This window comes from Serratia proteamaculans, assembly GCF_008830365.1.
Lineage (GTDB): Bacteria > Pseudomonadota > Gammaproteobacteria > Enterobacterales > Enterobacteriaceae > Serratia > Serratia proteamaculans.
The window spans coordinates 1318433-1340563 of sequence record NZ_WBKI01000001.1 but is presented as its reverse complement, the minus strand read 5'-3'; the positions used below and the strand labels follow the sequence as shown (position 1 = coordinate 1340563).

24 protein-coding genes are annotated in these 22131 nt (G+C 57.4%); 19 read left to right on the top strand and 5 right to left on the bottom strand.

Features of this window, described 5'->3' with window-relative positions; translation table 11 throughout:
• Positions 1 to 95 precede the first annotated feature (95 nt).
• The 13 genes from motA to F8R23_RS06260 all read left to right on the top strand — a co-directional run bounded on the left by motA (position 96) and on the right by F8R23_RS06260 (position 14875).
• Complete coding sequence (gene motA / locus F8R23_RS06320; protein WP_037418923.1) at positions 96 to 986, top strand: flagellar motor stator protein MotA; 891 nt, start codon at positions 96 to 98, stop codon at positions 984 to 986.
• Positions 983 to 1948 (top strand): flagellar motor protein MotB, encoded by a 966-nt coding sequence (gene motB, locus F8R23_RS06315; RefSeq protein WP_129936691.1) that lies wholly within the window; start codon positions 983 to 985, stop codon positions 1946 to 1948. The genes motA and motB overlap by 4 nt, the downstream gene beginning before the upstream one ends.
• A gap of 4 nt (positions 1949 to 1952) precedes the next feature.
• Positions 1953 to 3926 (top strand): chemotaxis protein CheA, encoded by a 1974-nt coding sequence (gene cheA, locus F8R23_RS06310; protein WP_151415402.1) that lies wholly within the window; start codon positions 1953 to 1955, stop codon positions 3924 to 3926.
• 32 nt (positions 3927 to 3958) lie between these two features.
• Positions 3959 to 4459 (top strand): chemotaxis protein CheW, encoded by a 501-nt coding sequence (gene cheW, locus F8R23_RS06305; protein ID WP_151415401.1) that lies wholly within the window; start codon positions 3959 to 3961, stop codon positions 4457 to 4459.
• A 172-nt stretch (positions 4460 to 4631) separates the two neighbouring features.
• Positions 4632 to 6302, top strand: a complete 1671-nt coding sequence (locus F8R23_RS06300; protein WP_112349614.1) for a methyl-accepting chemotaxis protein — start codon at positions 4632 to 4634, stop codon at positions 6300 to 6302.
• 84 nt (positions 6303 to 6386) lie between these two features.
• On the top strand, positions 6387 to 8012 hold the full coding sequence (locus F8R23_RS06295; RefSeq protein WP_129936688.1) for a methyl-accepting chemotaxis protein: 1626 nt from the start codon (positions 6387 to 6389) through the stop codon (positions 8010 to 8012).
• A gap of 28 nt (positions 8013 to 8040) precedes the next feature.
• Positions 8041 to 8913, top strand: a complete 873-nt coding sequence (cheR, locus tag F8R23_RS06290; RefSeq protein ID WP_112349616.1) for a protein-glutamate O-methyltransferase CheR — start codon at positions 8041 to 8043, stop codon at positions 8911 to 8913.
• Complete coding sequence (locus F8R23_RS06285; RefSeq protein WP_099064657.1) at positions 8913 to 9962, top strand: protein-glutamate methylesterase/protein-glutamine glutaminase; 1050 nt, start codon at positions 8913 to 8915, stop codon at positions 9960 to 9962. Before cheR ends, F8R23_RS06285 begins: the two co-directional genes overlap by 1 nt.
• A 65-nt stretch (positions 9963 to 10027) precedes the next feature.
• The gene (cheY, locus tag F8R23_RS06280) at positions 10028 to 10417 is read left to right on the top strand and encodes a chemotaxis response regulator CheY (RefSeq protein ID WP_037418944.1); all 390 of its coding nucleotides are present in this window, start codon (positions 10028 to 10030) and stop codon (positions 10415 to 10417) included.
• Positions 10418 to 10427: 10 nt separating this feature from the next.
• Positions 10428 to 11072 carry a protein phosphatase CheZ gene (gene cheZ / locus F8R23_RS06275; RefSeq protein ID WP_112349617.1) on the top strand — a complete coding sequence of 215 codons (645 nt, stop codon included), beginning with the start codon at positions 10428 to 10430 and terminating at the stop codon, positions 11070 to 11072.
• A gap of 176 nt (positions 11073 to 11248) precedes the next feature.
• Complete coding sequence (gene flhB / locus F8R23_RS06270) at positions 11249 to 12400, top strand: flagellar biosynthesis protein FlhB (RefSeq protein WP_151415400.1); 1152 nt, start codon at positions 11249 to 11251, stop codon at positions 12398 to 12400.
• Positions 12393 to 14471: a flagellar biosynthesis protein FlhA gene (gene flhA, locus F8R23_RS06265; protein ID WP_151415399.1), complete on the top strand. Its 2079-nt coding sequence runs from the start codon at positions 12393 to 12395 to the stop codon at positions 14469 to 14471. The genes flhB and flhA overlap by 8 nt, the downstream gene beginning before the upstream one ends.
• Positions 14471 to 14875, top strand: a complete 405-nt coding sequence (locus F8R23_RS06260; RefSeq protein WP_129936687.1) for a flagellar protein FlhE — start codon at positions 14471 to 14473, stop codon at positions 14873 to 14875. Before flhA ends, F8R23_RS06260 begins: the two co-directional genes overlap by 1 nt.
• Before the next feature lie 3 nt (positions 14876 to 14878).
• On the opposite strand, the gene F8R23_RS06255 is transcribed toward F8R23_RS06260, so the two are convergent.
• From F8R23_RS06255 to flgA, 5 genes are all read right to left on the bottom strand, one after another.
• Complete coding sequence (locus F8R23_RS06255; protein WP_012145696.1) at positions 14879 to 15181, bottom strand: helix-turn-helix domain-containing protein; 303 nt, start codon at positions 15179 to 15181, stop codon at positions 14879 to 14881.
• Complete coding sequence (locus F8R23_RS06250; RefSeq protein ID WP_129938279.1) at positions 15162 to 15548, bottom strand: type II toxin-antitoxin system RelE/ParE family toxin; 387 nt, start codon at positions 15546 to 15548, stop codon at positions 15162 to 15164. The genes F8R23_RS06255 and F8R23_RS06250 overlap by 20 nt, the downstream gene beginning before the upstream one ends.
• A gap of 232 nt (positions 15549 to 15780) precedes the next feature.
• Positions 15781 to 16215, bottom strand: a complete 435-nt coding sequence (locus F8R23_RS06245; RefSeq protein ID WP_129936685.1) for a flagella synthesis protein FlgN — start codon at positions 16213 to 16215, stop codon at positions 15781 to 15783.
• A 47-nt stretch (positions 16216 to 16262) separates the two neighbouring features.
• A complete protein-coding gene (flgM, locus tag F8R23_RS06240; RefSeq protein ID WP_112349622.1) occupies positions 16263 to 16589 on the bottom strand; it encodes a flagellar biosynthesis anti-sigma factor FlgM in 327 nt (108 codons plus the stop codon).
• Positions 16590 to 16711: 122 nt separating this feature from the next.
• Positions 16712 to 17365, bottom strand: coding sequence for a flagellar basal body P-ring formation chaperone FlgA (gene flgA, locus F8R23_RS06235; protein ID WP_151415398.1), 654 nt, complete (start codon positions 17363 to 17365; stop codon positions 16712 to 16714).
• A gap of 160 nt (positions 17366 to 17525) precedes the next feature.
• On the opposite strand from flgA, the gene flgB reads away from it, so the two are divergent.
• From flgB to flgG, 6 genes are all read left to right on the top strand, one after another.
• Positions 17526 to 17939 carry a flagellar basal body rod protein FlgB gene (gene flgB / locus F8R23_RS06230; protein ID WP_012145692.1) on the top strand — a complete coding sequence of 138 codons (414 nt, stop codon included), beginning with the start codon at positions 17526 to 17528 and terminating at the stop codon, positions 17937 to 17939.
• Between the two features lie 5 nt (positions 17940 to 17944).
• Positions 17945 to 18349 carry a flagellar basal body rod protein FlgC gene (flgC, locus tag F8R23_RS06225; RefSeq protein WP_020827521.1) on the top strand — a complete coding sequence of 135 codons (405 nt, stop codon included), beginning with the start codon at positions 17945 to 17947 and terminating at the stop codon, positions 18347 to 18349.
• A 12-nt stretch (positions 18350 to 18361) separates the two neighbouring features.
• Positions 18362 to 19039 (top strand): flagellar hook assembly protein FlgD, encoded by a 678-nt coding sequence (flgD, locus tag F8R23_RS06220; protein WP_151415397.1) that lies wholly within the window; start codon positions 18362 to 18364, stop codon positions 19037 to 19039.
• Between the two features lie 70 nt (positions 19040 to 19109).
• Complete coding sequence (flgE, locus tag F8R23_RS06215) at positions 19110 to 20333, top strand: flagellar hook protein FlgE (protein WP_099064645.1); 1224 nt, start codon at positions 19110 to 19112, stop codon at positions 20331 to 20333.
• 12 nt (positions 20334 to 20345) lie between these two features.
• The gene (locus F8R23_RS06210; protein ID WP_112349625.1) at positions 20346 to 21101 is read left to right on the top strand and encodes a flagellar basal body rod protein FlgF; all 756 of its coding nucleotides are present in this window, start codon (positions 20346 to 20348) and stop codon (positions 21099 to 21101) included.
• 18 nt (positions 21102 to 21119) lie between these two features.
• Complete coding sequence (gene flgG / locus F8R23_RS06205; RefSeq protein WP_020827517.1) at positions 21120 to 21902, top strand: flagellar basal-body rod protein FlgG; 783 nt, start codon at positions 21120 to 21122, stop codon at positions 21900 to 21902.
• Positions 21903 to 22131 lie beyond the last annotated feature (229 nt).

The window sequence follows — 22131 nt, the reverse complement described above, 5'->3', positions numbered from 1 at the left end:
CGAACCCATCGGCGCAGCCCAGCCTGCTGCGTCGGTGCGTCTCAAACGCGCGCTTAGCCCACCTTCCATCCACATTGTTAATTTAAGGAATGCGTGTGTTAGTTATTTTGGGTTATCTCGTGGTATTGGGTGCGGTCTTTGGGGGCTACCTGATTGTGGGGGGCCATCTGGGCGCGCTTTATCAGCCGGCAGAATTTTTGATTATCGGCGGCGCGGGTATCGGCGCTTTTATCGTGGGCAACAACGGTAAGGCGATAAAATCCACCCTGCGCGCCATTCCCAAGCTGATGCGCCGTTCAAAATACAGCAAAGATTTATACATGGATCTGATGGCGCTACTGTATCGGCTGCTGGCCAAGTCCCGCCAGCAGGGCATGCTGTCTCTCGAGTTCGATATTGATAATCCGCAGGAAAGTGAAATTTTCTCTAATTATCCGCGCATTCTTGCCGATAACACCCTCGTAGAGTTTATTACCGATTACTTACGGCTGATGGTGAGCGGCAACATGAATGCGTTTGAGATCGAAGCGTTGATGGACGAAGAGATCGAAACCTTTGAACAGGAAAGCGAGGTGCCGGCAGGTAGCCTGGCGATGGTCGGTGATTCGTTGCCGGCCTTCGGTATTGTCGCGGCGGTGATGGGGGTGGTGCATGCGCTGGCCTCGGCCGATCGCCCGGCGGCCGAGCTGGGGGCGTTGATCGCCAACGCGATGGTCGGTACCTTCCTCGGCATTTTGCTGGCCTACGGTTTTATCTCGCCGTTGGCGACCCTGTTGCGGCAGAAAAGCGCCGAAAACGTCAAAATGATGCAGTGCATCAAGGTCACTTTGCTCTCCAGTCTGAACGGCTATGCGCCGCAGATTGCGGTCGAATTCGGCCGTAAAACGCTGTACACCACCGAACGTCCGTCCTTCGTCGAACTGGAAGAACATGTGCGTCGGGTGAAAGCGCCGGCACAGCAGGCGACGGAAGAAGAACAGGCATGAAGCAGAATCATCCGGTTATTCTGGTCAGAAAACGCAAGTCGCATCAGGCCAGCCACCACGGCGGCTCCTGGAAGATTGCCTATGCCGACTTTATGACGGCGATGATGGCATTCTTTCTGGTGATGTGGCTGCTGGCGATCGCCAGTCCGCAGGAACTGACACAAATCGCCGAATACTTCCGTACGCCGCTTAAAGTGGCGCTGACGAACGGCGACAAAAGCAGTTCGGAAAGCAGCCCTATTCCTGGCGGTGGGGATGATCCTACCCAGCAGGACGGACTGGTGAAAAGGCAGATCGATACGCTGGAGAAGCGTGACGAGGAGCTGCGGTTGAACAAATTGCGGGAAAAACTGGATGAGCTGATTGAGTCCGATCCGCGTCTGAAAGCGCTGCGCCCGCATCTGCTGATCAACATGATGGATGAAGGTTTACGCATCCAGATCATCGACAGTCAAAACCGCCCGATGTTTAAAACCGGCAGCGCGCAGGTTGAAAGCTATATGCGAGATATCCTGCGGGCAATCGCTCCGATCCTCAATGACCTGCCGAATAAAATCAGCCTGTCTGGCCATACCGACGATATTCCTTACGCCAGCGGCGAGCGCGGTTACAGCAACTGGGAGCTTTCGGCCGATCGTGCCAATGCTTCACGGCGCGAACTGATCGCCGGTGGTCTGTCGGAAGGCAAAGTACTGCGGGTGGTGGGCATGGCCGCCACCATGAGTCTGAAACAGCACGGTGCCGACGATGCCATCAACCGTCGCATCACCGTACTGGTGCTGAACAAACAAACCCAGCAGGGCATCGAACACGAAAATGGCGAAAGCAACGCGATGGATGTCGTCCAGCCGGTCGAGTTGAAGTCGCTGGCCCCTACAGCGACGGCTCCGGCCACCCTGATTGCACCGGAGCAGCCAGCGGCTGTCCCTACACCGATTAACAGCGACTCACAGCAGAGGTGATCCCGTGAGCATGGATATTAGTGCCTTTTATCAGACCTTTTTTGATGAAGCAGACGAGTTGCTGGCCGACATGGAGCAACACCTGCTGGAGCTGGATCCGTTAGCTCCGGACATTGAGCCGCTGAACGCCATTTTTCGTGCAGCACACTCAATTAAGGGCGGTGCGGCCACCTTTGGCTTTTCGGTGCTGCAGGAAACCACCCACCTGCTGGAGAACTTGCTGGACGGTGCACGGCGTCAGGAAATGAGCCTCAGCACCGAGATTATCAACCTGTTTCTGGAAACCAAAGACATTATGCAGGAGCAACTGGACGCTTATAAAACGTCGCAAAAGCCTGACGCCGACAGCTTTGAATACATCTGTCAGGCGCTGCGCCAGCTTGCGTTAGACGCACAGCAGCAGGATGCCTCTGTAGCGCATCCGGTCACGGAACATGCCGCCGCCACGTCTGCGGCGATGGACGGTGGGATGCGGGTTTGCCTGTGTGGCCTGAAGCCGAACGAAGTGCCGCTGATGCTGGAAGAACTGGGGAATCTGGGCGAGGTGAAAAACCCGCATCAGACTGAAAGCAGCCTGGAAGTGACGCTGCTGACCTCCGCCAGCGAAGATGACATCAGCGCGGTGCTCTGTTTTGTACTGGAGCCGGAGCAAATCAGTTTCACCACGCCGGCGCAGGTCGAGACGCCAGTTGTGACCCCTGAGCCGGCAATGCCGGTGGCTGTAGCACTGCCGGTCGCCAAACCCGTCCCTGCGGTGGCCGAAGCGCCGAAGCCGCGGGCCAAGGCCAGTGAATCCACCAGCATCCGCGTAGCAGTAGAGAAAGTGGACCAACTGATCAACCTGGTCGGCGAACTGGTGATCACCCAATCGATGCTGGCGCAGCGTTCGGGCGACCTGGACCCGGTCAATCACGGTGACCTGCTGAACAGCATGAGTCAGTTGGAGCGCAACGCGCGCGATCTGCAAGAGTCGGTGATGTCGATCCGCATGATGCCGATGGAGTACGTGTTCAGCCGCTTCCCGCGGTTGGTGCGCGATCTGGCCGGTAAGCTGAATAAACAGGTAGAGCTGCAGTTGCAGGGCAGCTCTACCGAACTGGACAAGAGCCTGATCGAACGCATTATCGATCCCTTGACCCACCTGGTGCGTAACAGCCTGGACCACGGCATTGAAGATCCAGACACGCGCATCGCCGCCGGTAAGTCGGCGGTGGGTAATCTGATCCTGTCGGCGGAGCATCAGGGCGGCAATATCTGTATCGAGGTGACCGACGACGGTGCCGGCCTGAACCGTGAGAAGATTCTCGCCAAGGCAGTCTCGCAGGGGCTGCCAGTCAGCGACAGCATGAGTGATGAAGACGTCGGTATGCTGATCTTTGCCCCGGGTTTTTCCACCGCCGAGCAGGTGACCGACGTATCCGGTCGCGGTGTTGGCATGGACGTGGTGAAGCGCAATATTCAGGAGATGGGAGGGCATGTAGAAATCCACTCTCAGGCAGGCAAGGGTACCGCGATCCGCATCCTGCTGCCGTTGACACTGGCGATCCTCGACGGCATGTCGGTCAAGGTAAACGACGAAGTGTTTATTCTGCCGCTCAACGCCGTGATGGAATCCCTGCAGCCGCAGGCCGAAGACCTGCATCCGTTAGCCGGTGGCGAGCGGGTGTTGCAGGTGCGCGGCGAATATCTGCCGCTGGTGGAGCTGTTCCGGGTGTTTGAGGTTGCAGGTGCCAAAACCGACGCTACCCAGGGCATTGTGGTGATCCTGCAAAGCGCCGGCCGTCGCTATGCGTTGCTGGTGGATCAACTGATCGGCCAGCATCAGGTGGTGGTGAAGAATTTGGAAAGCAACTATCGCAAAGTGCCGGGCATTTCCGCGGCCACTATTCTCGGTGATGGCAGCGTGGCGCTGATTGTCGATGTCTCGGCGCTGCAAACGCTGAACCGTGAACAGCGTCAGACCGACGCAGCCGCATAACAATTAATCTATTGATTTGAAGGGTGAATGACATGGCAGGACTGGCAACCGTCAGCAAACTGGCTGGCGAAACGGTAGGGCAAGAATTCCTGATTTTTACCTTGGGCAATGAGGAATATGGCATTGATATCCTCAAGGTTCAGGAGATCCGCGGCTACGATCAGGTTACGCGTATCGCCAATACTCCGACCTTTATCAAGGGTGTCACCAACCTGCGCGGCGTGATTGTGCCGATTATCGACCTGCGAGTGAAGTTCGCTCAGCAGGACGTATCCTATGATGAAAATACCGTGGTGATCGTGCTTAACTTTGGCCAACGGGTGGTGGGTATCGTGGTTGACGGCGTGTCCGACGTGCTGTCGCTGACCACCGAGCAGATCCGTCCGGCGCCGGAATTTGCCGTGACGCTGGCGACCGAATACCTGACCGGCCTGGGCTCGCTGGGTGATCGCATGCTGATCCTGGTGGATATCGAAAAACTGCTGAGCAGTGAAGAGATGTCGCTGGTCGACAGCGTGGCAAAAAGCGCCTGATCCACTACCCGTAGGGGCGCTGCATACCGCGCCCTGATCTGGAAACCGGACAAACCCAAACCCTACATAAAAATAGTTACCTCCCCGCATAAAGTTCTTCCCAACCGCGCCGATAACTCTGTCAATCAACGTAATCAGGGCCTGTCCGCGCGGGCGTTTAACAAGGGAAAACATGTTTAATCGTATGAAGGTGGTCACCAGCCTGTTACTGGTGCTGGTGTTATTTGGCGCCTTGCAGTTGGTATCAGGCGGGCTGTTCTTCACCTCACTGAAGAATGACAAAGAAAACTTCACCGTATTGCAGACCATTCGCCAGCAACAATCCGAGCTGAACGAAAGCTGGGTCAACCTGCTGCAGGCCCGCAACACGCTCAACCGTGCCGGTATTCGTCACATGATGGACACCAATAACATTGGCAGCGGTGCCACTGTGGCCGAGCTGCTGGCGCGAGCCAAAAGCAACCTGGTGGTGGCAGAACAACACTACGCCGCCTATGACAAAATCCCTCTCAATGCCCGTCAGGACGCGCAGTCGGCCGACAAGCTCAAGCAGCAATACGGCATCCTGCACGGCGCTTTAACCGAACTGACCGTATTGCTGGGTGAGGGCAAGATCAACGCCTTCTTTGACCAGCCGACGCAAAGCTATCAGGACGCGTTCGAAGATATCTACAACACCTACCTGGCGCAAAACGACAAGCTTTATCAGAGCGCAGTAGAAGACAGCAACAACTCCTTCAACTTCGCACTCTGGACGCTGGCGGTAGTGTTACTGGTGGTTCTGGCGGTGATCGTACTGGTATGGAGTGGCATTCACCACATCCTGGTGCGTCCGCTGAACCGCATGATCGAACACATCAAAATGATTGCCGCCGGCGATCTGACCCAGCCGATTGCAGTGAACAGCCGCAATGAAATGGGCGTATTGGCCGCCAGCCTCAAACATATGCAGAACGAACTGATCGACACCGTCAGTGGGGTCCGCCAGGGGGCCGATGCTATCTATAGCGGTGCCTCCGAAATTGCCGCCGGCAATAACGACCTCTCTTCTCGTACCGAACAGCAGGCCGCTTCACTGGAGGAAACCGCTGCCAGCATGGAGCAGTTGACCGCCACGGTGAAACAGAACGCCGAAAATGCCCGCCAGGCCAGCCAGTTAGCGTTGAGCGCCTCCGAAACCGCGCAGAAAGGCGGCAAGGTGGTAGCCAATGTGGTGCAAACCATGCACGACATTGCCGGTAGTTCACAGAAAATCGCCGACATTACCGGCGTGATCGACGGCATTGCTTTCCAGACCAACATCCTGGCATTGAACGCCGCGGTAGAAGCGGCACGCGCCGGTGAACAGGGCCGTGGTTTTGCGGTGGTGGCCGGTGAAGTGCGCAATCTGGCACAGCGCAGTGCGCAGGCGGCGAAGGAAATCAAAGGGCTGATCGAAGATTCCGTCAACCGGGTTGATATGGGCTCGGTACTGGTGGAAAGCGCCGGTGAGACCATGGGCGATATCGTCAATGCGGTTACCCGTGTCACCGACATTATGGGGGAAATCGCCTCGGCGTCCGACGAACAGAGCCGTGGCATCGATCAGGTTGGTCAGGCGGTTGCAGAAATGGACCGCGTTACCCAGCAGAACGCCTCGTTGGTGGAAGAGTCCGCCTCTGCTGCGGCGGCGCTGGAAGAGCAGGCCAGCATGCTGACCCAGTCCGTGGCGGTATTCCGTTTAAAAGCGGCAGGCCAGGATGAGTTCAAAATGCCCGCCAGCAGCAAGGCAACAGTAACACCGGTACTCAATCATAAAAAAATGAACGCCAGCGATCCGCAGGATAACTGGGAAACGTTCTAACCGGCATTAGGCCTCTTTCCTGTTCGGGGGGAGGCCGATTCCCCGTCGTGAGCTGGCCATCGGCCGGCTGCAAGGAGGTTCACAGTGTTTAACCGAATCCGCGTCTCTACCAGTCTGTTTCTGTTGTTGATGACTTTTTGTGTTATGCAGTTGGCCACCAGCGGCTTGTCGTACACCGCTTTCCGCTCCGATCACCACAATCTGAATTTGATCACCCTAGGCAGCCAGCAGCGCGATGCCCTCAGCCTGAGCTGGGTATCGCTGCTACAGGCGCGTAATACGCTCAATCGCGCCGGTACCCGTGCAGCGCTCAAACTGCCGCAGGATCAGGTCAATGCGCTGATGGGCAATGCGCGCAGTTCACTGCAAAAAGCCGATCTCTATTTCAACCAGTTCCTGGCGGTACCGCGTAACAGCGAACAGGAACAACAACTGACCGCAACCACCAAAGCCAGCTATGACCGCCTGCGCAATACCCTGCGTGAGCTGATTGGCTTCCTGGAGAACGATAACCTGCAGGCGTTTATGGACCAGCCGACGCAGAAAACCCAGGACCTGTTTGAAGCTGATTTTGTCCAGTATCTGCAACTGGTGAGCGCTAACGTCAGCGACGCCAATACGGCGAATCAGCGCTCCTTCACCCTGTCGGGCTGGCTGGTGGCCGGTGCGGTACTGATGCTGATCGTGGTCACCGGCAGCGCCACCTGGTGGCTGCGTAACATGTTGGTACGGCCGTTGAATATCATGCGCAATCATTTTGACCGCATTGCCGCTGGCGATCTGGCCACGCCGATCCAGGTTTATGGCCGTAATGAAATCAGCCAACTGTTCGCCAGCCTGCAAGGCATGCAGCAGTCGCTGATCGGCACCGTGGGTGCCGTGCGCGATGGGGCGGAATCGATCCTGATCGGCCTGCAGGAAATATCCGAAGGCAACAACGATCTCTCTTCCCGTACCGAGCAGCAGGCAGCCTCGCTGGAAGAAACGGCTGCCAGCATGGAGCAACTGACCGCCACGGTGAAACAGAATGCCGATAATGCGCGCCAGGCTTCACAACTGGCACGAGACGCCTCGACCACCGCGGCCAAGGGCGGCGAACTGGCGGGGGACGTGGTGACTACCATGCACGACATTGCCAACAGTTCGCAGAAAATTGGTGCCATTACCAGCGTGATCGACGGCATTGCCTTCCAGACCAATATCCTGGCGTTGAACGCGGCGGTTGAAGCGGCGCGTGCTGGCGAACAGGGCCGAGGTTTTGCGGTGGTGGCAGGCGAAGTGCGCAACCTGGCGCAACGCAGCGCGCAGGCGGCGAAAGAAATCAAAGGGTTGATCGACGAGTCGGTCAGTCGCGTCAAGCAAGGTTCGGTACTGGTAGAAAACTCCGGTGCCACCATGCAGGACATTGTGCGTTCGGTCACCCGGGTAACCGACATCATGGGCGAAATCGCCTCGGCGTCGGATGAACAGAGCCGCGGCATCGAACAGGTGACGCAGGCCGTGACCCAGATGGATCAGGTCACCCAACAGAACGCCGCACTGGTGGAGGAAGCCGCCTCGGCGGCCACCGCACTGGAGGAACAGGCGATCACCCTGGCCGATGCGGTGTCGGTATTCCGCCTGGCGGACGATAACTTCACCGCACAGACTTACTCTCAAGACGCAGTTTCACCCGTGGTAAAGGAAGCCCCAGATTGTCAAACCGCATAAGCAGCCCGTTTTTTCTGAGTGACATGGTATGAAGCCGGCACCGTCGACCCCGAACCGAGAACCTGCGACATTGCTGACGCAGATGGTGCAGCGCCTGCCGTTGCTGGACGTGCATTTTCGCCGTATCAGCCAACTGATTTACCAGCGCGCCGGCATCGTGCTGGCGGAGCACAAGCGCGAGATGGTTTACAACCGCCTGGTACGACGCCTGCGGCTGCTGGGCTTGAACGATTTTGGCGATTATCTGGCGCTGTTGGAAAGCGATCCGAACAGCGCCGAATGGCAGGCGTTTATTAACGCATTGACCACCAACCTGACGGCCTTTTTCCGCGAGGCGCATCACTTTCCGATCCTGGCGGAGCATGCACGCTCACGACCAAACGGCTATTGCGTGTGGAGCACGGCAGCATCGACCGGGGAAGAACCTTACTCGATCGCTATCACCCTGAGTGAAGTGTTGGGGCAACGCGCCACCGGCTGTCAGGTGTGGGCCAGCGACATCGATACCCAGGTGCTGGAAAAAGCCGAGGCGGGGGTATATCGCCAGGAAGATCTGCGCACCCTGACGCCGACGCAGATGCAACGCTATTTCCTGCGCGGCACCGGGCCGCATCAGGGGTTGGTGCGGGTGCGGCCGGAACTGGCGGGGCGGGTGAATTTTCAGTCGCTTAACCTGCTGGCGCCGGAATGGGCGCTGCCGGGGCAATTTGACGCCATTTTCTGTCGCAACGTGATGATCTATTTCGATAAGGCGACACAGGAGCGCATCCTGCGGCGCTTCGTGCCCTTGCTTAAACCGGGGGGGCTGATGTTTGCCGGTCACTCCGAGAACTTCAGCCAGATCAGCCGGGATTTCTACTTGCGTGGGCAGACCGTGTATGGCCTGACCAAGGAGAGGTAATGAATAAAATCAGAGTATTGTGCGTCGACGATTCGGCCCTGATGCGCCAGTTGATGACCGAAATTGTCAACAGCCATCCTGATATGGAGATGGTGGCGAGCGCACCGGATCCGCTGGTGGCACGCGATCTGATCAAAAAGTTTAACCCGCAGGTGCTGACGCTGGATGTCGAAATGCCGCGTATGGACGGCCTCGACTTCCTGGAAAAACTGATGCGTCTGCGGCCAATGCCGGTGGTGATGGTGTCGTCGCTGACCGGTAAGGGGTCGGAAATTACGCTGCGTGCACTGGAACTGGGAGCGGTAGATTTTGTCACCAAACCGCAGTTGGGCATTCGCGAAGGCATGCTGGCTTACAGCGAGCTGATTGCCGAGAAAATTCGTACGGCGGCCAAGGCGCGATTACCCCAACGCTCCAACAGCCCGGCTCCGGCGATCCTCAGCCATACGCCGCTGCTGAGCAGTGAAAAGCTGATTGCCATTGGCGCCTCAACCGGCGGTACCGAAGCGATCCGTCAGGTACTGCAACCGTTGCCGGCCACCAGCCCGGCGTTGTTGATTACCCAGCATATGCCCCCGGGCTTTACCCGTTCGTTTGCCGAACGGCTGAACAAGCTGTGCCAAATCACGGTGAAAGAGGCCGAAGACGGTGAGCGTGTGCTGCCGGGTCATGCCTATATCGCTCCGGGCGATCGTCACCTGGAACTGTCACGCAGCGGGGCTAACTATCAGGTGAAGCTGCATGACGGCCCACCGGTCAACCGCCATCGGCCGTCGGTGGACGTGCTGTTCCGCTCGGTCGCGCAGTACGCCGGGCGTAATGCGGTGGGTGTGATCCTGACCGGAATGGGCAATGACGGTGCTGCGGGCATGCTGGAAATGCACCGCGCCGGTGCCTATACCCTGGCGCAAAACGAAGCCAGCTGTGTGGTGTTCGGTATGCCGCGCGAGGCGATCGCCACCGGTGGCGTCAATGAAGTGGTGGAGCTGGAACGCATGAGCCAACGTATGCTGGCGCAAATTGCCGGTGGCCAAGCATTACGTATTTGATTTTATGTTGCCGCCGACGGCGGCAGTTGTTTTGCATCTTTAACGGTTAAACCTTGGGAGTAAAAATGGCAGATAAAAGCCTTAAGTTTCTGGTGGTGGATGATTTTTCCACCATGCGTCGCATCGTCAGAAACTTGCTGAAAGAGTTGGGATTCAACAACGTAGAAGAAGCCGAAGACGGCGCGGATGCGTTGAATAAACTTCGTGCCGGTGACTTCGACTTCGTGGTTTCCGACTGGAACATGCCGAACATGGACGGCCTGGAGCTGTTGCAGACTATCCGTGCCGACGGCGCGCTGGCGGCCATGCCGGTGCTGATGGTGACGGCGGAAGCCAAGAAAGAAAACATTATCGCGGCGGCGCAGGCCGGTGCCAGCGGTTACGTGGTGAAACCTTTTACGGCGGCAACGCTGGAAGAAAAGCTCAATAAGATCTTTGAAAAACTGGGCATGTAAGGAGAGGGCGATGAGAGACATTCCAATGCCTGCCAGCGATGCGGCAACCGCGGGGGAGATTATCTCTCGCATTGGCCAACTGACGCGCATGTTGCGTGACAGCATGCGTGAACTGGGGCTTGATCAGGCGATCGCCCAGGCGGCAGAGGCAATCCCGGATGCGCGCGATCGTCTGGATTACGTAGTCACCATGACGGCGCAGGCAGCGGAACGGGCGTTGAACTGTGTGGAAGCCGCGCAACCGCGCCAGGCGGAGCTGGAATCAGAGGCCAAGGCGTTAAAAGGCCGCTGGGACGACTGGTTCGCCGATCCGATTGAACTGGACGACGCGCGCGAGCTGGTGACCGATACCCGTCAGTACCTGGAGCAGGTGCCGGAACATACGGCATTTACCAACGCCCAGTTGCTGGAAATCATGATGGCGCAGGATTTCCAGGATCTGACCGGTCAGGTGATCAAACGCATGATGGACGTGGTGCAGGAGATTGAAAAACAGCTGCTGATGGTGCTGATGGAAAATATTCCTGAACAGCCGGCGAAAGAGAAAAAGCCGAGTGACAGCCTGCTCAACGGTCCGCAGCTCGACCAGAACGGCGCTGGTGTGATCGCCAATCAGGCACAGGTCGACGACCTGCTCGACAGCCTGGGTTTCTGATGTCCTCTGGGGCGTAGCCTTGCTGCGTCCCAGCAGTTCGATACCGACACGGCGACTTAACATTTCTTCATCCCGCAAATAACCCGCCTTTTTCCTCGCTGTTCCATCAATGAAATCAGCATTTTTTTGGCATGCTGACGGCAATTTTATTCCCTCCCGGCACAGGAAACGCGTTCGTGGCTGAAGACAGCGATCTGGAAAAGAGCGAGGCTCCCACACCCCACAGGGTGGAAAAGGCCCGCGAAGATGGCCAGATCCCGCGTTCGCGCGAGTTGACGTCGGTGTTGATGCTGGTGGCAGGGCTGTCGATCATCTGGCTGGCCGGCGGCAATATGGCGCAACGCTTGGCCATGATGCTGACGCAGGGTCTGAACTTCGATCACAGCATGATCAGCAACGACAAACAGATGCTGCGCCAATTGGCGACCTTATTGCAGCAGGCGGTTTGGGCGCTGTTGCCGGTTATGGCGGGGTTGACGCTGGTGGCGATAACCGCACCGATGCTGCTCGGTGGCCTGCTGTTGAGCGGCAAATCGCTCAAGTTTGATTTAAAGCGCATGAATCCGCTGTCCGGGTTGAAACGGATATTTTCCAGCCAGGTGCTGGCGGAATTGCTGAAGGGCATTCTGAAGGCGACGCTGGTGGGCTGGGTCACCGGGTTATACCTGTGGCACAACTGGGCGGCGATGCTGCATCTGGTGACGCAACAGCCGCTCGATGCGCTCGGCAATGCGCTGCAGATGATCATCTTCTGTGGCTTGTTGGTGGTACTGGCGCTGACGCCGATGGTGGCGTTTGACGTGTTTTATCAGCTGTGGAGTTATTTCAAAAAACTGAAGATGACCAAGCAGGACATCCGTGACGAGTTCAAGGATCAGGAGGGCGACCCGCACGTCAAAGGGCGCATCCGTCAGCAGCAGCGCGCCATGTCCCGGCGGCGGATGATGGCCGACGTGCCGAAGGCCGACGTTATCGTGACCAACCCGACGCACTACGCCGTCGCACTGCAGTACAACGACAAAAACATGAGCGCGCCGAAGGTCCTGGCCAAAGGGGCCGGTGAAATTGCATTGCGTATCCGTGAGCTGGGTATGGAGCACCGTATCCCAATGCTGGAAGCGCCGCCGCTGGCGCGTGCGCTGTATCGACACAGTGAGATTGGACAACATATTCCCGCCACCCTGTACGCCGCCGTGGCCGAAGTTCTGGCCTGGGTTTACCAGCTAAGACGCTGGCGGCGCGAAGGGGGGCTGATCCCGAAAAAACCTGAACGTTTACCGGTGCCGGAAGCACTGGATTTTGCTGGAGAAAGTGACTCTAATGGCTAATTTGGCCGCCTTGCTTCGTTTGCCGGGCAGTTTTAAAGATACGCAGTGGCAGGTATTGGCCGGACCGATACTGATCCTGATGATCCTGTCGATGATGGTGCTGCCCTTGCCTGCATTCATCCTCGATCTGTTGTTCACCTTCAATATTGCCTTGTCGATCATGGTGCTGCTGGTAGCCATGTTTACCCAGCGCACGCTGGAATTCGCGGCCTTTCCCACCATATTGCTGTTCTCGACCTTGCTGCGCCTGTCGCTCAACGTAGCTTCGACGCGCATCATCCTGATGGAAGGACACACTGGCTCCGCCGCTGCCGGTCGCGTGGTGGAGGCCTTTGGTCACTTCCTGGTGGGCGGTAACTTTGCCATCGGTATTGTGGTGTTTATCATTTTGGTGCTGATCAACTTTATGGTTATCACCAAGGGGGCCGGGCGTATCGCTGAAGTGGGCGCACGCTTTGTACTCGACGGCATGCCGGGCAAGCAGATGGCGATCGATGCCGATCTGAACGCCGGTCTGATCGGTGAAGAAGAGGCGAAAAAACGCCGTTCCGAAGTGACGCAGGAAGCGGATTTCTACGGTTCGATGGACGGTGCCAGTAAGTTCGTCCGTGGTGACGCCGTCGCCGGCCTGATGATCATGATGTTGAACGTGGTCGGTGGCCTGTTGGTCGGGGTGATCCAGCACGGCATGGAACTGGGCGCAGCGGCGGAAACCTATACCTTGCTGACAATCGGTGACGGCCTGGTGGCGCAGATCCCGGCGCTGGTCATTTCGACTGCCGCCGGTGTTATCGTGACCCGCGTGGCGACCGACCAGGACGTTGGCGAGCAGATGGTTAGCCAACTGTTCAAGAATCCGCGAGTCATGCTGTTGAGTGCCGCGGTACTCGGCCTGCTCGGTATGGTGCCGGGGATGCCGAACCTGGTCTTCCTGCTGTTTACTGCCGGTCTGTTGGCCCTGGCCTGGTGGCTGCGCGGGCGGGAACAGCAAGCACCAAAAGAACAGGAAGTGCCGATAGCGCAGGATAATCCGCAGGCGGTGGAAGCCAGTTGGTCTGACGTGCAGTTGGAGGATCCCTTGGGGATGGAAGTCGGTTACCGGCTAATCCCGATGGTGGATTTCCAGCAGAACGGTGAGCTGCTCGGCCGTATTCGCGGCATCCGTAAAAAGTTTGCGCAGGAGATGGGTTACCTGCCGCCGGTGGTGCATATCCGTGACAACCTGGAACTGCCGCCGGCCAGCTACCGTATCCTGATGAAAGGGGTAGAGATCGGCAGCGGTGAAGCGCAACCGGGACGTTGGCTGGCGATCAATCCGGGTAACGCAGTGGGTGAATTGGCAGGGGATAAAACCACCGATCCGGCCTTTGGGCTGGAAGCGGTATGGATTGATAGCGCACTGCGTGAGCAGGCACAGATCCAGGGCTTTACCGTCGTAGAAGCCAGCACCGTGGTGGCGACCCATCTTAATCATCTGATTGGCCAGTTTGCCAGCGAGCTGTTTGGCCGGCAGGAAACGCAGCAACTGTTGGATCGTGTCGCGCAAGACATGCCAAAACTGACCGAAGATTTCGTGCCGGGCGCGGTGACGCTGACCACGCTGCATAAAGTATTGCAGAATCTGCTGACGGAGCGGGTTTCGATCCGCGACATGCGCACCATTATCGAGACGTTGGCGGAGCATGCGCCGTCCCAGACCGATCCCTATGAGTTGACCACCGTAGTGCGGGTGGCACTTGGGCGGGCGATCACCCAGCAGTGGTTCCCGGGCAACGGCGAAATCCAGGTGATAGGCCTGGATACCCAGCTGGAACGCTTGCTGTTACAAGCCCTGCAGGGCGGAGGTGGTCTGGAACCGGGGCTGGCGGATCGCTTGCTGGATCAGGCCAAACAGGCGTTGCAGCGGCAGGAAATGCTCAGTGCGCCACCGGTATTGCTGGTGAACCACGCGCTACGTGCGTTGCTGGCGCGTTTCTTGCGCCGCAGCCTGCCGCAACTGGTGGTGCTGTCGAATCTGGAAATCAACGACGATCGTCAGATCCGCATGACCGCGACCATTGGGGCCGCATAATGAAATACCGCATGGCGTTAATCTGCCTGTTGGCCCCGCTGAGCTTGCAGGCGGCATCAGGCTCCTGGGTGGCTGACAGCGTCGGTGCTACGCTGGAATACGGTGGGGAACGGGGTGAGTCACCCCGGCTACGTGCGCCAAATGAATTACCGGATGCGGATGCGCGTATCACCAGCGTAAGTTGGCGTTACCGATTACTGGCCGCCGAACCGGCCGGCATGCAGGTGCAACTCTGTACCCTGACCCGCTGTATTTCACTCGGGGGTGGCAGTGGCAGCAGCATTGGACTGCAAGGCGAACCGGCAAATGCCGAACTGCGTTTTGTTTATTACGTGCAGGCGCAAGGCAGTTTGAATCCGCCGCTGCGGGTGATCAGCAATCAGGTGATTGTTAATTACCAGTAACGGTTAAGCCAGGATCGCCAGACCGTTGCGGTCGACCAACGAAAGCAGCTTCATCGCGGCGGAGTTGGGAACGGCTTCGCCGCGTTCCCATTTTTGCACCGCCTTTTTGCTGACGTTCAGATGCAAGGCAAACACCGGCTGGCTGACGTTTTCACGCTCGCGTAGGGCGCGGATGTCCGCTGGAGTATATTGTTTGACCGGGCGTAAACACAGCATGTCGAAGGTGCGCATGGTGCTGGCATCAACAAATCCTGCCTGATGCAGTTCTTGGACTTCTTGATGGATCTCAGCAAGGATCTTGCTCATAGGTCAGTCTCCTCAACCTCTTGTCATTAACCAACTGATAAAGCCTGAAAGGCGAATAGTCCAGATAAAGCGCGGCAAGGCGCTTCAACGCCACCAATTCATCACTGGCAATGTTGTCCATTTCATTTTTGGCAAATCCGCGCATGAAAAAAAACCGGTCCTCATCTCGAAAGGTGATCAGCACCCGGTAACCGCCGCGTTTACCGCCACCGACACGAGCGATTCGTTTCTTATAAACGCAACTGCCCAAATTGGCATCGTACAGTTGGTTTTGTATTTCTCGCGCAGCTTTGATCACCGTGGCGTCGCTAATACGTTCGTGAGTAGCGAATGCCTGGAATGTTCTGGTGAGGTAAATATCGGTCATTCACACTCCCTGTGAAAATATCCCCTTTACGGGTATAGATCAAGTGATTTAAAAACCAACACAGTGTGGGGGAGCGGCATGGGAGAGGACAGGCGAAAATGCCAGGTTTGCGTAGTGTTACGAAAACAAAATCAGAGGGCTGGATAAAGTGGCAATTGAAGTGCGAGTTGTCTCGCAATGGGGGAGACACACCCGGCTGAACAGTGACGTGACCGGGTGAGGTTTGGTTGATCTAAACGCCGATTTTTCGCCCGAGCAGGCTGGCGTTGCGCGACTGGCCATCGGGGCCGTACAGCGATTTGTTTTGCTTGCTCAGGATCGCCAGCGCCTGGGCGTTGTGATCGATCTGCTGATTGAGCAGCATACCGTTATGCTGGTTTTTTTCCCGCAGCCGTTGGCTGAGCGACTGCACCCGTTGCCAGGCTTCCGCCAGACGTGGATGTGCAGAGTAGGGCGCCTGTTGCTCTTGTGCACTTTCCAGTTTCAGCCGCTGCTGTTCCAGATAGTTTACCGTGGCCAGCAGCTGGCTTTTGGCATCGGTAGCACGTTGCAATGCCACGCCCGGTAATTGGCCTGAGCACAGCAAATGATGCTCTTCCGCCAGCACGGTATCCAACGCTTGCAGCGTTTCCAGCAGCTTATCGATCAGTTGCGCCAGATTTTCCATTACGATAAATCACCTTTCAAAGAGTTCCCTGGTGTTTAACCCGGCGGTTAAACCTTTGATGTCGGGTTGCCGTTTGACATCCACTGGGCATCGCTTTGCGCGTCTTGCAGCAGGGCATCGGCAATTTTACCGGCATCCATTTTCAGTTCGCCGTTGCGGATCGCCTGTTTGATGGCGTCCACCCGGTTCATATCAATATCCTGCGTCCCTGGCTGCATCAGACGCGCTTGCGCATCGCTCAACTTTACCTGGGTGCCGCTGACGGTGCTTTCCGTCTGGGCGGCCTTGCGTGGCTGAAGTTGATTTTCAGCCGGCGTCTCACGCGGTTGCACCGTTGGAACGGGTTGCAGCCGCTGGGTGCGATCGATACTCATGGTCAATCTCCATCGATGCCGTCGCCGCGGGGGCAATGGCTGATACTATTTGTGGCCCTGGCGGCCAATAAAATACTGCTTATGACGTTATTATCGGCAAGGTTTGATAAACCTTTACTTATTTATAGGATGATGCGAATCGTCCCGTCGTCACCGACAATGCCGCTAACAATTTGCCCGGAGGCCATGCGTACTCTGACGCTATCTTCGGTGGCGGCGTTGTTCATCGCCTTGCCTGAACCGCTGATGTTAAACCCGTTCCCCTGTGCGCTGACCTGCACCGCCTGACCGGCCTTGATCACCCAGGCGCGGCGCAACATGGCGAAGGTTAGCGGCTGGCCGGGGCTGATATTACGCAGGCTGACGGCACCCAGCGCCTTGCTGGCTTCGGTCAGCGTGCGGGGGGCCAGAGTGTCGAGTCGACCGGTTTTCAGCCTGATGTCCGCCTCTGTCAACTTACTGCCGGCGCTGATACCGCGTGCTGACACCAGGTATTTGCCGATCACCTGAACCTGCGTTTGGATAAAACGCCGCTCCTGACCGCAACGTGCCGAGACGCTGATATTGCCCCAACGGCGGGCATTGGGCGCGAGTGACAGTTGCGGAAATTCACACTGTGGCCATTGGGCCGCAGGCGTGCGCACCAGCACTTTAACCTGTACCGGACTGCCGCTGAACTGGCTGCTGATGAAGCGATCGATCTGCGCCGTCAGATCCTCGGCCCGTACGTTCAGGCTGCACAGCAGGGTGACCAGCAGCAGTATTTTACCTTTCATCTTCGCTTCCTCAAGAACCATCAGGGTGCGCGTAAGTGTACCCGGCCTGCGTTCAGGCTAAGCAGATAAATAGCGACGCATTTTGCCCTTATTCCCGCGATCGGCTGGCGGAAGGGGCGTTTATGCTGTCGGCTCCAAATTCTAACCTCGCGGAGGGAGCATGATCGACAAACTGGACGCTGCTCTGCGCTTTGGTCAAGAGGCGCTGAACCTGCGCGCCCAGCGGCAGGAAATTTTGGCCGCCAACATCGCCAACGCAGACACCCCGGGCTATCAGGCGCGGGACATCGATTTCGCCGGCCAACTGAACAAGGTGCTGGAACAGGGCCGCGTCAGCGGCAGTGGCATTGCGCTGAATATGACGTCGGCCCGCCACATTCCGGCGCAGAACATGCAGCCGCCACAGCTCGACTTGCTGTTCCGCGTACCGGATCAACCCTCGATGGACGGCAACACGGTGGACATGGATCGCGAACGTACCAACTTCGCCGATAACAGCCTGAAATATCAGACCGATCTGACGCTGATCAACGGTCAGATCAAAGGGATGATGTCAGTGTTACAACAAGGATAAGGCGCATGTCGCTACTGAATATTTTTGATATCTCCGGCTCGGCGCTGTCTGCCCAGTCGCAACGCATGAACGTCAGTGCCAGCAACATGGCCAACGCCGACAGCGTCACCGGCCCGGACGGTCAGCCTTATCGGGCCAAACAGGTGGTGTTTGAAGTTGCCGCAGCCGCCGGGCAGCCCACCGGCGGTGTCCGTGTAGCCCAGGTGGTCGACGACCCGGCACCGGAGCGTCTGGTTTACCAGCCGGGCAACCCACTGGCGGACGGCAAAGGCTATGTACGCATGCCGAACGTGGATGTGGTGGGTGAAATGGTCAATACCATTTCCGCTTCCCGCAGCTATCAGGCCAACGTTGAGGTGCTCAACACCACCAAGTCGATGATGATGAAAACCCTGACGCTGGGTCAATAACCGGAGTTTGCCATGGCTATTGCCGCAACCACCAATGAAACGCTGGATAACACCGTCATCGGTGCCAACAGCAAAACCACCAACAGTCAGGATCTGAACAACAGCTTCCTGACGCTGTTGGTGGCGCAGTTGAAGAATCAGGATCCGACCAACCCGATGCAAAACAATGAACTGACCAGCCAATTGGCGCAGATCAACACCGTACAAGGCATAGAGAAACTCAATACCACGCTGGGTTCGATTTCCGGCCAGATCAACAGCAATCAGTCGCTGCAAGCCAGTGCGCTGATCGGCCACGGTGTGATGGTGCCCGGCAGCAACATTCTGGCCGGCAGCAAAGACGGCAAGGTCAGTACCACGCCGTTTGGTCTGGAACTGGAACGTGCGGCCGACTCGGTGACCGCCACCATTACCGACGCCACCGGCAAAGCGGTGCGCACTATCGAGCTTGGTGGCCAGACCGCCGGTGTGCATTCGTTTAGCTGGGACGGCTCGATGACGGACGGTACCGCCGCACCCGACGGTGCCTACAACTTTACCATCAGCGCCAAGGGCAACGGCGAGCAACTGGTGGCGCGCAGCCTGCATTTTGGAATGGTCAACGGTGTTATCCGCGACGCCAACGGCGCGAAGCTGGATCTGGGCCTGGCGGGCAGCAGCACGCTGGATGAGGTCCGGCAGATACTTTAATTCGATTTTTTATTTCACTTATTCATTGGGCGTTATCGGACGATAGCCTAAACAATATTCGGAGAATGACATGGCCTTTTCTCAGGCAGTAAGCGGCTTGAACGCGGCAGCAACCAACCTGGACGTGATCGGTAACAACATCGCTAACTCCGCCACTTCCGGTTTTAAATCGGGCACCGTTTCTTTTGCCGACATGTTTGCCGGCTCGCAGGTGGGGTTAGGCGTCAAGGTAGCCGGCATCACCCAGAACTTTAAGGGGGGCACCACCACCGGCACCAGCCGTGCGTTGGACGTGGCGATTTCCGGCAACGGTTTCTTCCGTATGCAGGATCAGGACGGTGGCATTTTCTACAGCCGTAACGGCCAGTTCAAACTGGATGAAAACCGCAACCTGACCAACATGCAGGGCCTGCAACTGACCGGTTATCCGGCGGCCGGTACGCCACCGACCATTCAGCAGGGTGCTAACCCGGTGCCGCTGAGCATTCCTGAAGGTATGATGAACGCCAAGGCGTCGACCTCCGGCACCATGGTCGCCAACCTGAAATCCACTCATAAGGTGCCGGACAACAAGACCTTCGATCCGGCCAAACAGGATTCTTATAACTACGTCAACACCATCACCGCATACGACTCGTTAGGCAACTCGCACAACATCAATGCCTATTTTGTGAAGACCGACGACAACCAGTGGCAGGTCTATACCCAGGATGGCTCTGCTGCACCGGTCGATGCCGGCACCATGACCTTCGATACCAGCGGCAACCTGACCAGCACCACCAGTAAACAAGGTACCGCCGCTGAGTTCAGCATGCTGATCCCGATGTCTGCCAAAGACGGTGCTCCGGCGCAAAACCTGACTCTGAGCTTTGCCAAGAGCATGCAGCAGAGCGTCAGTGCCGACTCGGTCAGCAAGGTATCACAGGATGGCTATGGCGCCGGTGAGTACACCAATTTCCAGATTAACAACGACGGTACGGTGGTGGGCATCTATTCCAACCAGCAGACTCAGGTGCTGGGTCAGATCGTCATGGCTAACTTCTCCAACCCTGAAGGCCTGTCCTCACAGGGCGATAACGTCTGGCAGGAAACTGGCGCATCAGGTCAGCCACGCGTGGGTATTGCGGGCGGCGGCGGCCTGGGTAAGTTGACCAGCGGCGCGCTGGAAGCGTCCAACGTCGATCTGAGCCAGGAACTGGTGAATATGATTGTCGCCCAACGTAACTACCAGTCGAACGCCCAGACCATCAAAACCCAGGACTCCATTCTGCAGACGCTGGTCAGCCTGCGCTAATAGGATTGATTTATGGATCACGCGATTTATACCGCGATGGGCGCGGCGAGACAGACGCTGGAACAGCAATCGGTCACCGCCAACAATCTGGCTAACGCTTCGACGCCGGGCTTTCGCGCCCAGCTGTCGGCGCTGCGTGCCGTGCCGGTAGACGGGCCAAGCCTGCCAACCAGAACGCTGGTTACCGCCTCAACGCCGGGGGCTGACATGAGCCAGGGAGCGCTGAACTACACCGCGCGTCCGCTGGACGTGGCGCTGCAACAGGACGGTTTTCTGGCGGTCAGCCTGCCGGACGGCAGCGAAGGCTATACCCGCAACGGCAACATTCAGATCTCCCCAAACGGGCAACTGACGGTGCAGGGCATGCCGTTGATGGGTGACGGTGGGCCGATTGAGGTACCGCCGTCGGCGGAAATCACTATCGCTGCCGATGGCACCATCTCGGCGCTGAATGCGGGCGATCCGCCAAACAGCATCGCGCAGATCGGCCGGTTAAAACTGGTGAAGGCTGATGCGCGGGAAGTGATGCGCGGTGACGATGGCCTGTTCCGTTTGACGCCGGAAACTCAACAGCAGCGGGGCAATCAGTTGCCCAATGATCCACTGGTGCAGGTGATGCCGGGGGTGCTGGAAGGCAGCAACGTCAAGCCGATGGAAACCATGGTCGACATGATCGCCAACGCCCGTCGCTTTGAAATGCAGATGAAGGTCATCCACAGCGTGGATGAAAATGAACAACGCGCCAACTCTTTGTTATCAATGAGTTAAATCGCAAGGAAATAACCCATGATCCCATCTTTATGGATTGCTAAAACCGGTCTGGACGCGCAGCAGACCAACATGGACGTGATTGCCAACAACCTGGCCAACGTCAGCACCAACGGTTTCAAACGCCAGCGCGCGGTGTTTGAAGACCTGCTGTACCAGACCATGCGTCAGCCGGGGGCGCAGTCCTCTGAACAGACCACGTTACCTTCCGGTCTGCAGATCGGTACCGGTGTTCGTCCGGTGGCGACCGAGCGCCTGCACAGCCAGGGCAATCTGTCGCAGACTAACAACAGCAAAGACATCGCCATCAAGGGGCAGGGCTTTTTCCAGGTGATGATGCCAGACGGCACCCTGGCTTATACCCGCGACGGCTCGTTCCAGCGAGATCAGAACGGCCAGCTGGTGACCGCCAGCGGCTTCCAGGTGCAACCGGCGATCACCATTCCGGCCAATGCCCTGAGCATCACCGTAGGCCGTGACGGTATCGTCAGCGCCACCTTACAGGGGCAAACCGCCGCCCAACAGGTGGGGCAACTGACGCTGACCACCTTTATCAATGACAGCGGCCTGGAAAGCATGGGCGAGAATCTGTATCAGGAAACCGAGAGTTCCGGCGCGCCGAACGAGAGTACGCCAGGCCTTAACGGCGCCGGTCTGCTGTATCAGGGCTACGTGGAAACCTCTAACGTCAACGTGGCGGAAGAGCTGGTGAATATGATCCAGACCCAACGGGCTTATGAGATCAACAGCAAAGCGGTATCGACCTCCGATCAGATGCTGCAAAAGCTGACGCAACTGTAATTGACGGGCGCGGCTGCGCTCGTCAGACAGCTAACAAATCTCAAAACAGGGTTTGAAGGTCAGGATTTGCTAACAAAAAATTAAGGAAAATCAAATTATTGATTTTCGGCTGATAACCACAACGTGGGGAAAAACCACGCTTTTTCCCCACGTTGTCAACACATTCACGGGCGCGGCTGCGCCCGTAACCCTATTTTTGTGCAACAAAGGCGATACCCGTGGTAACCAC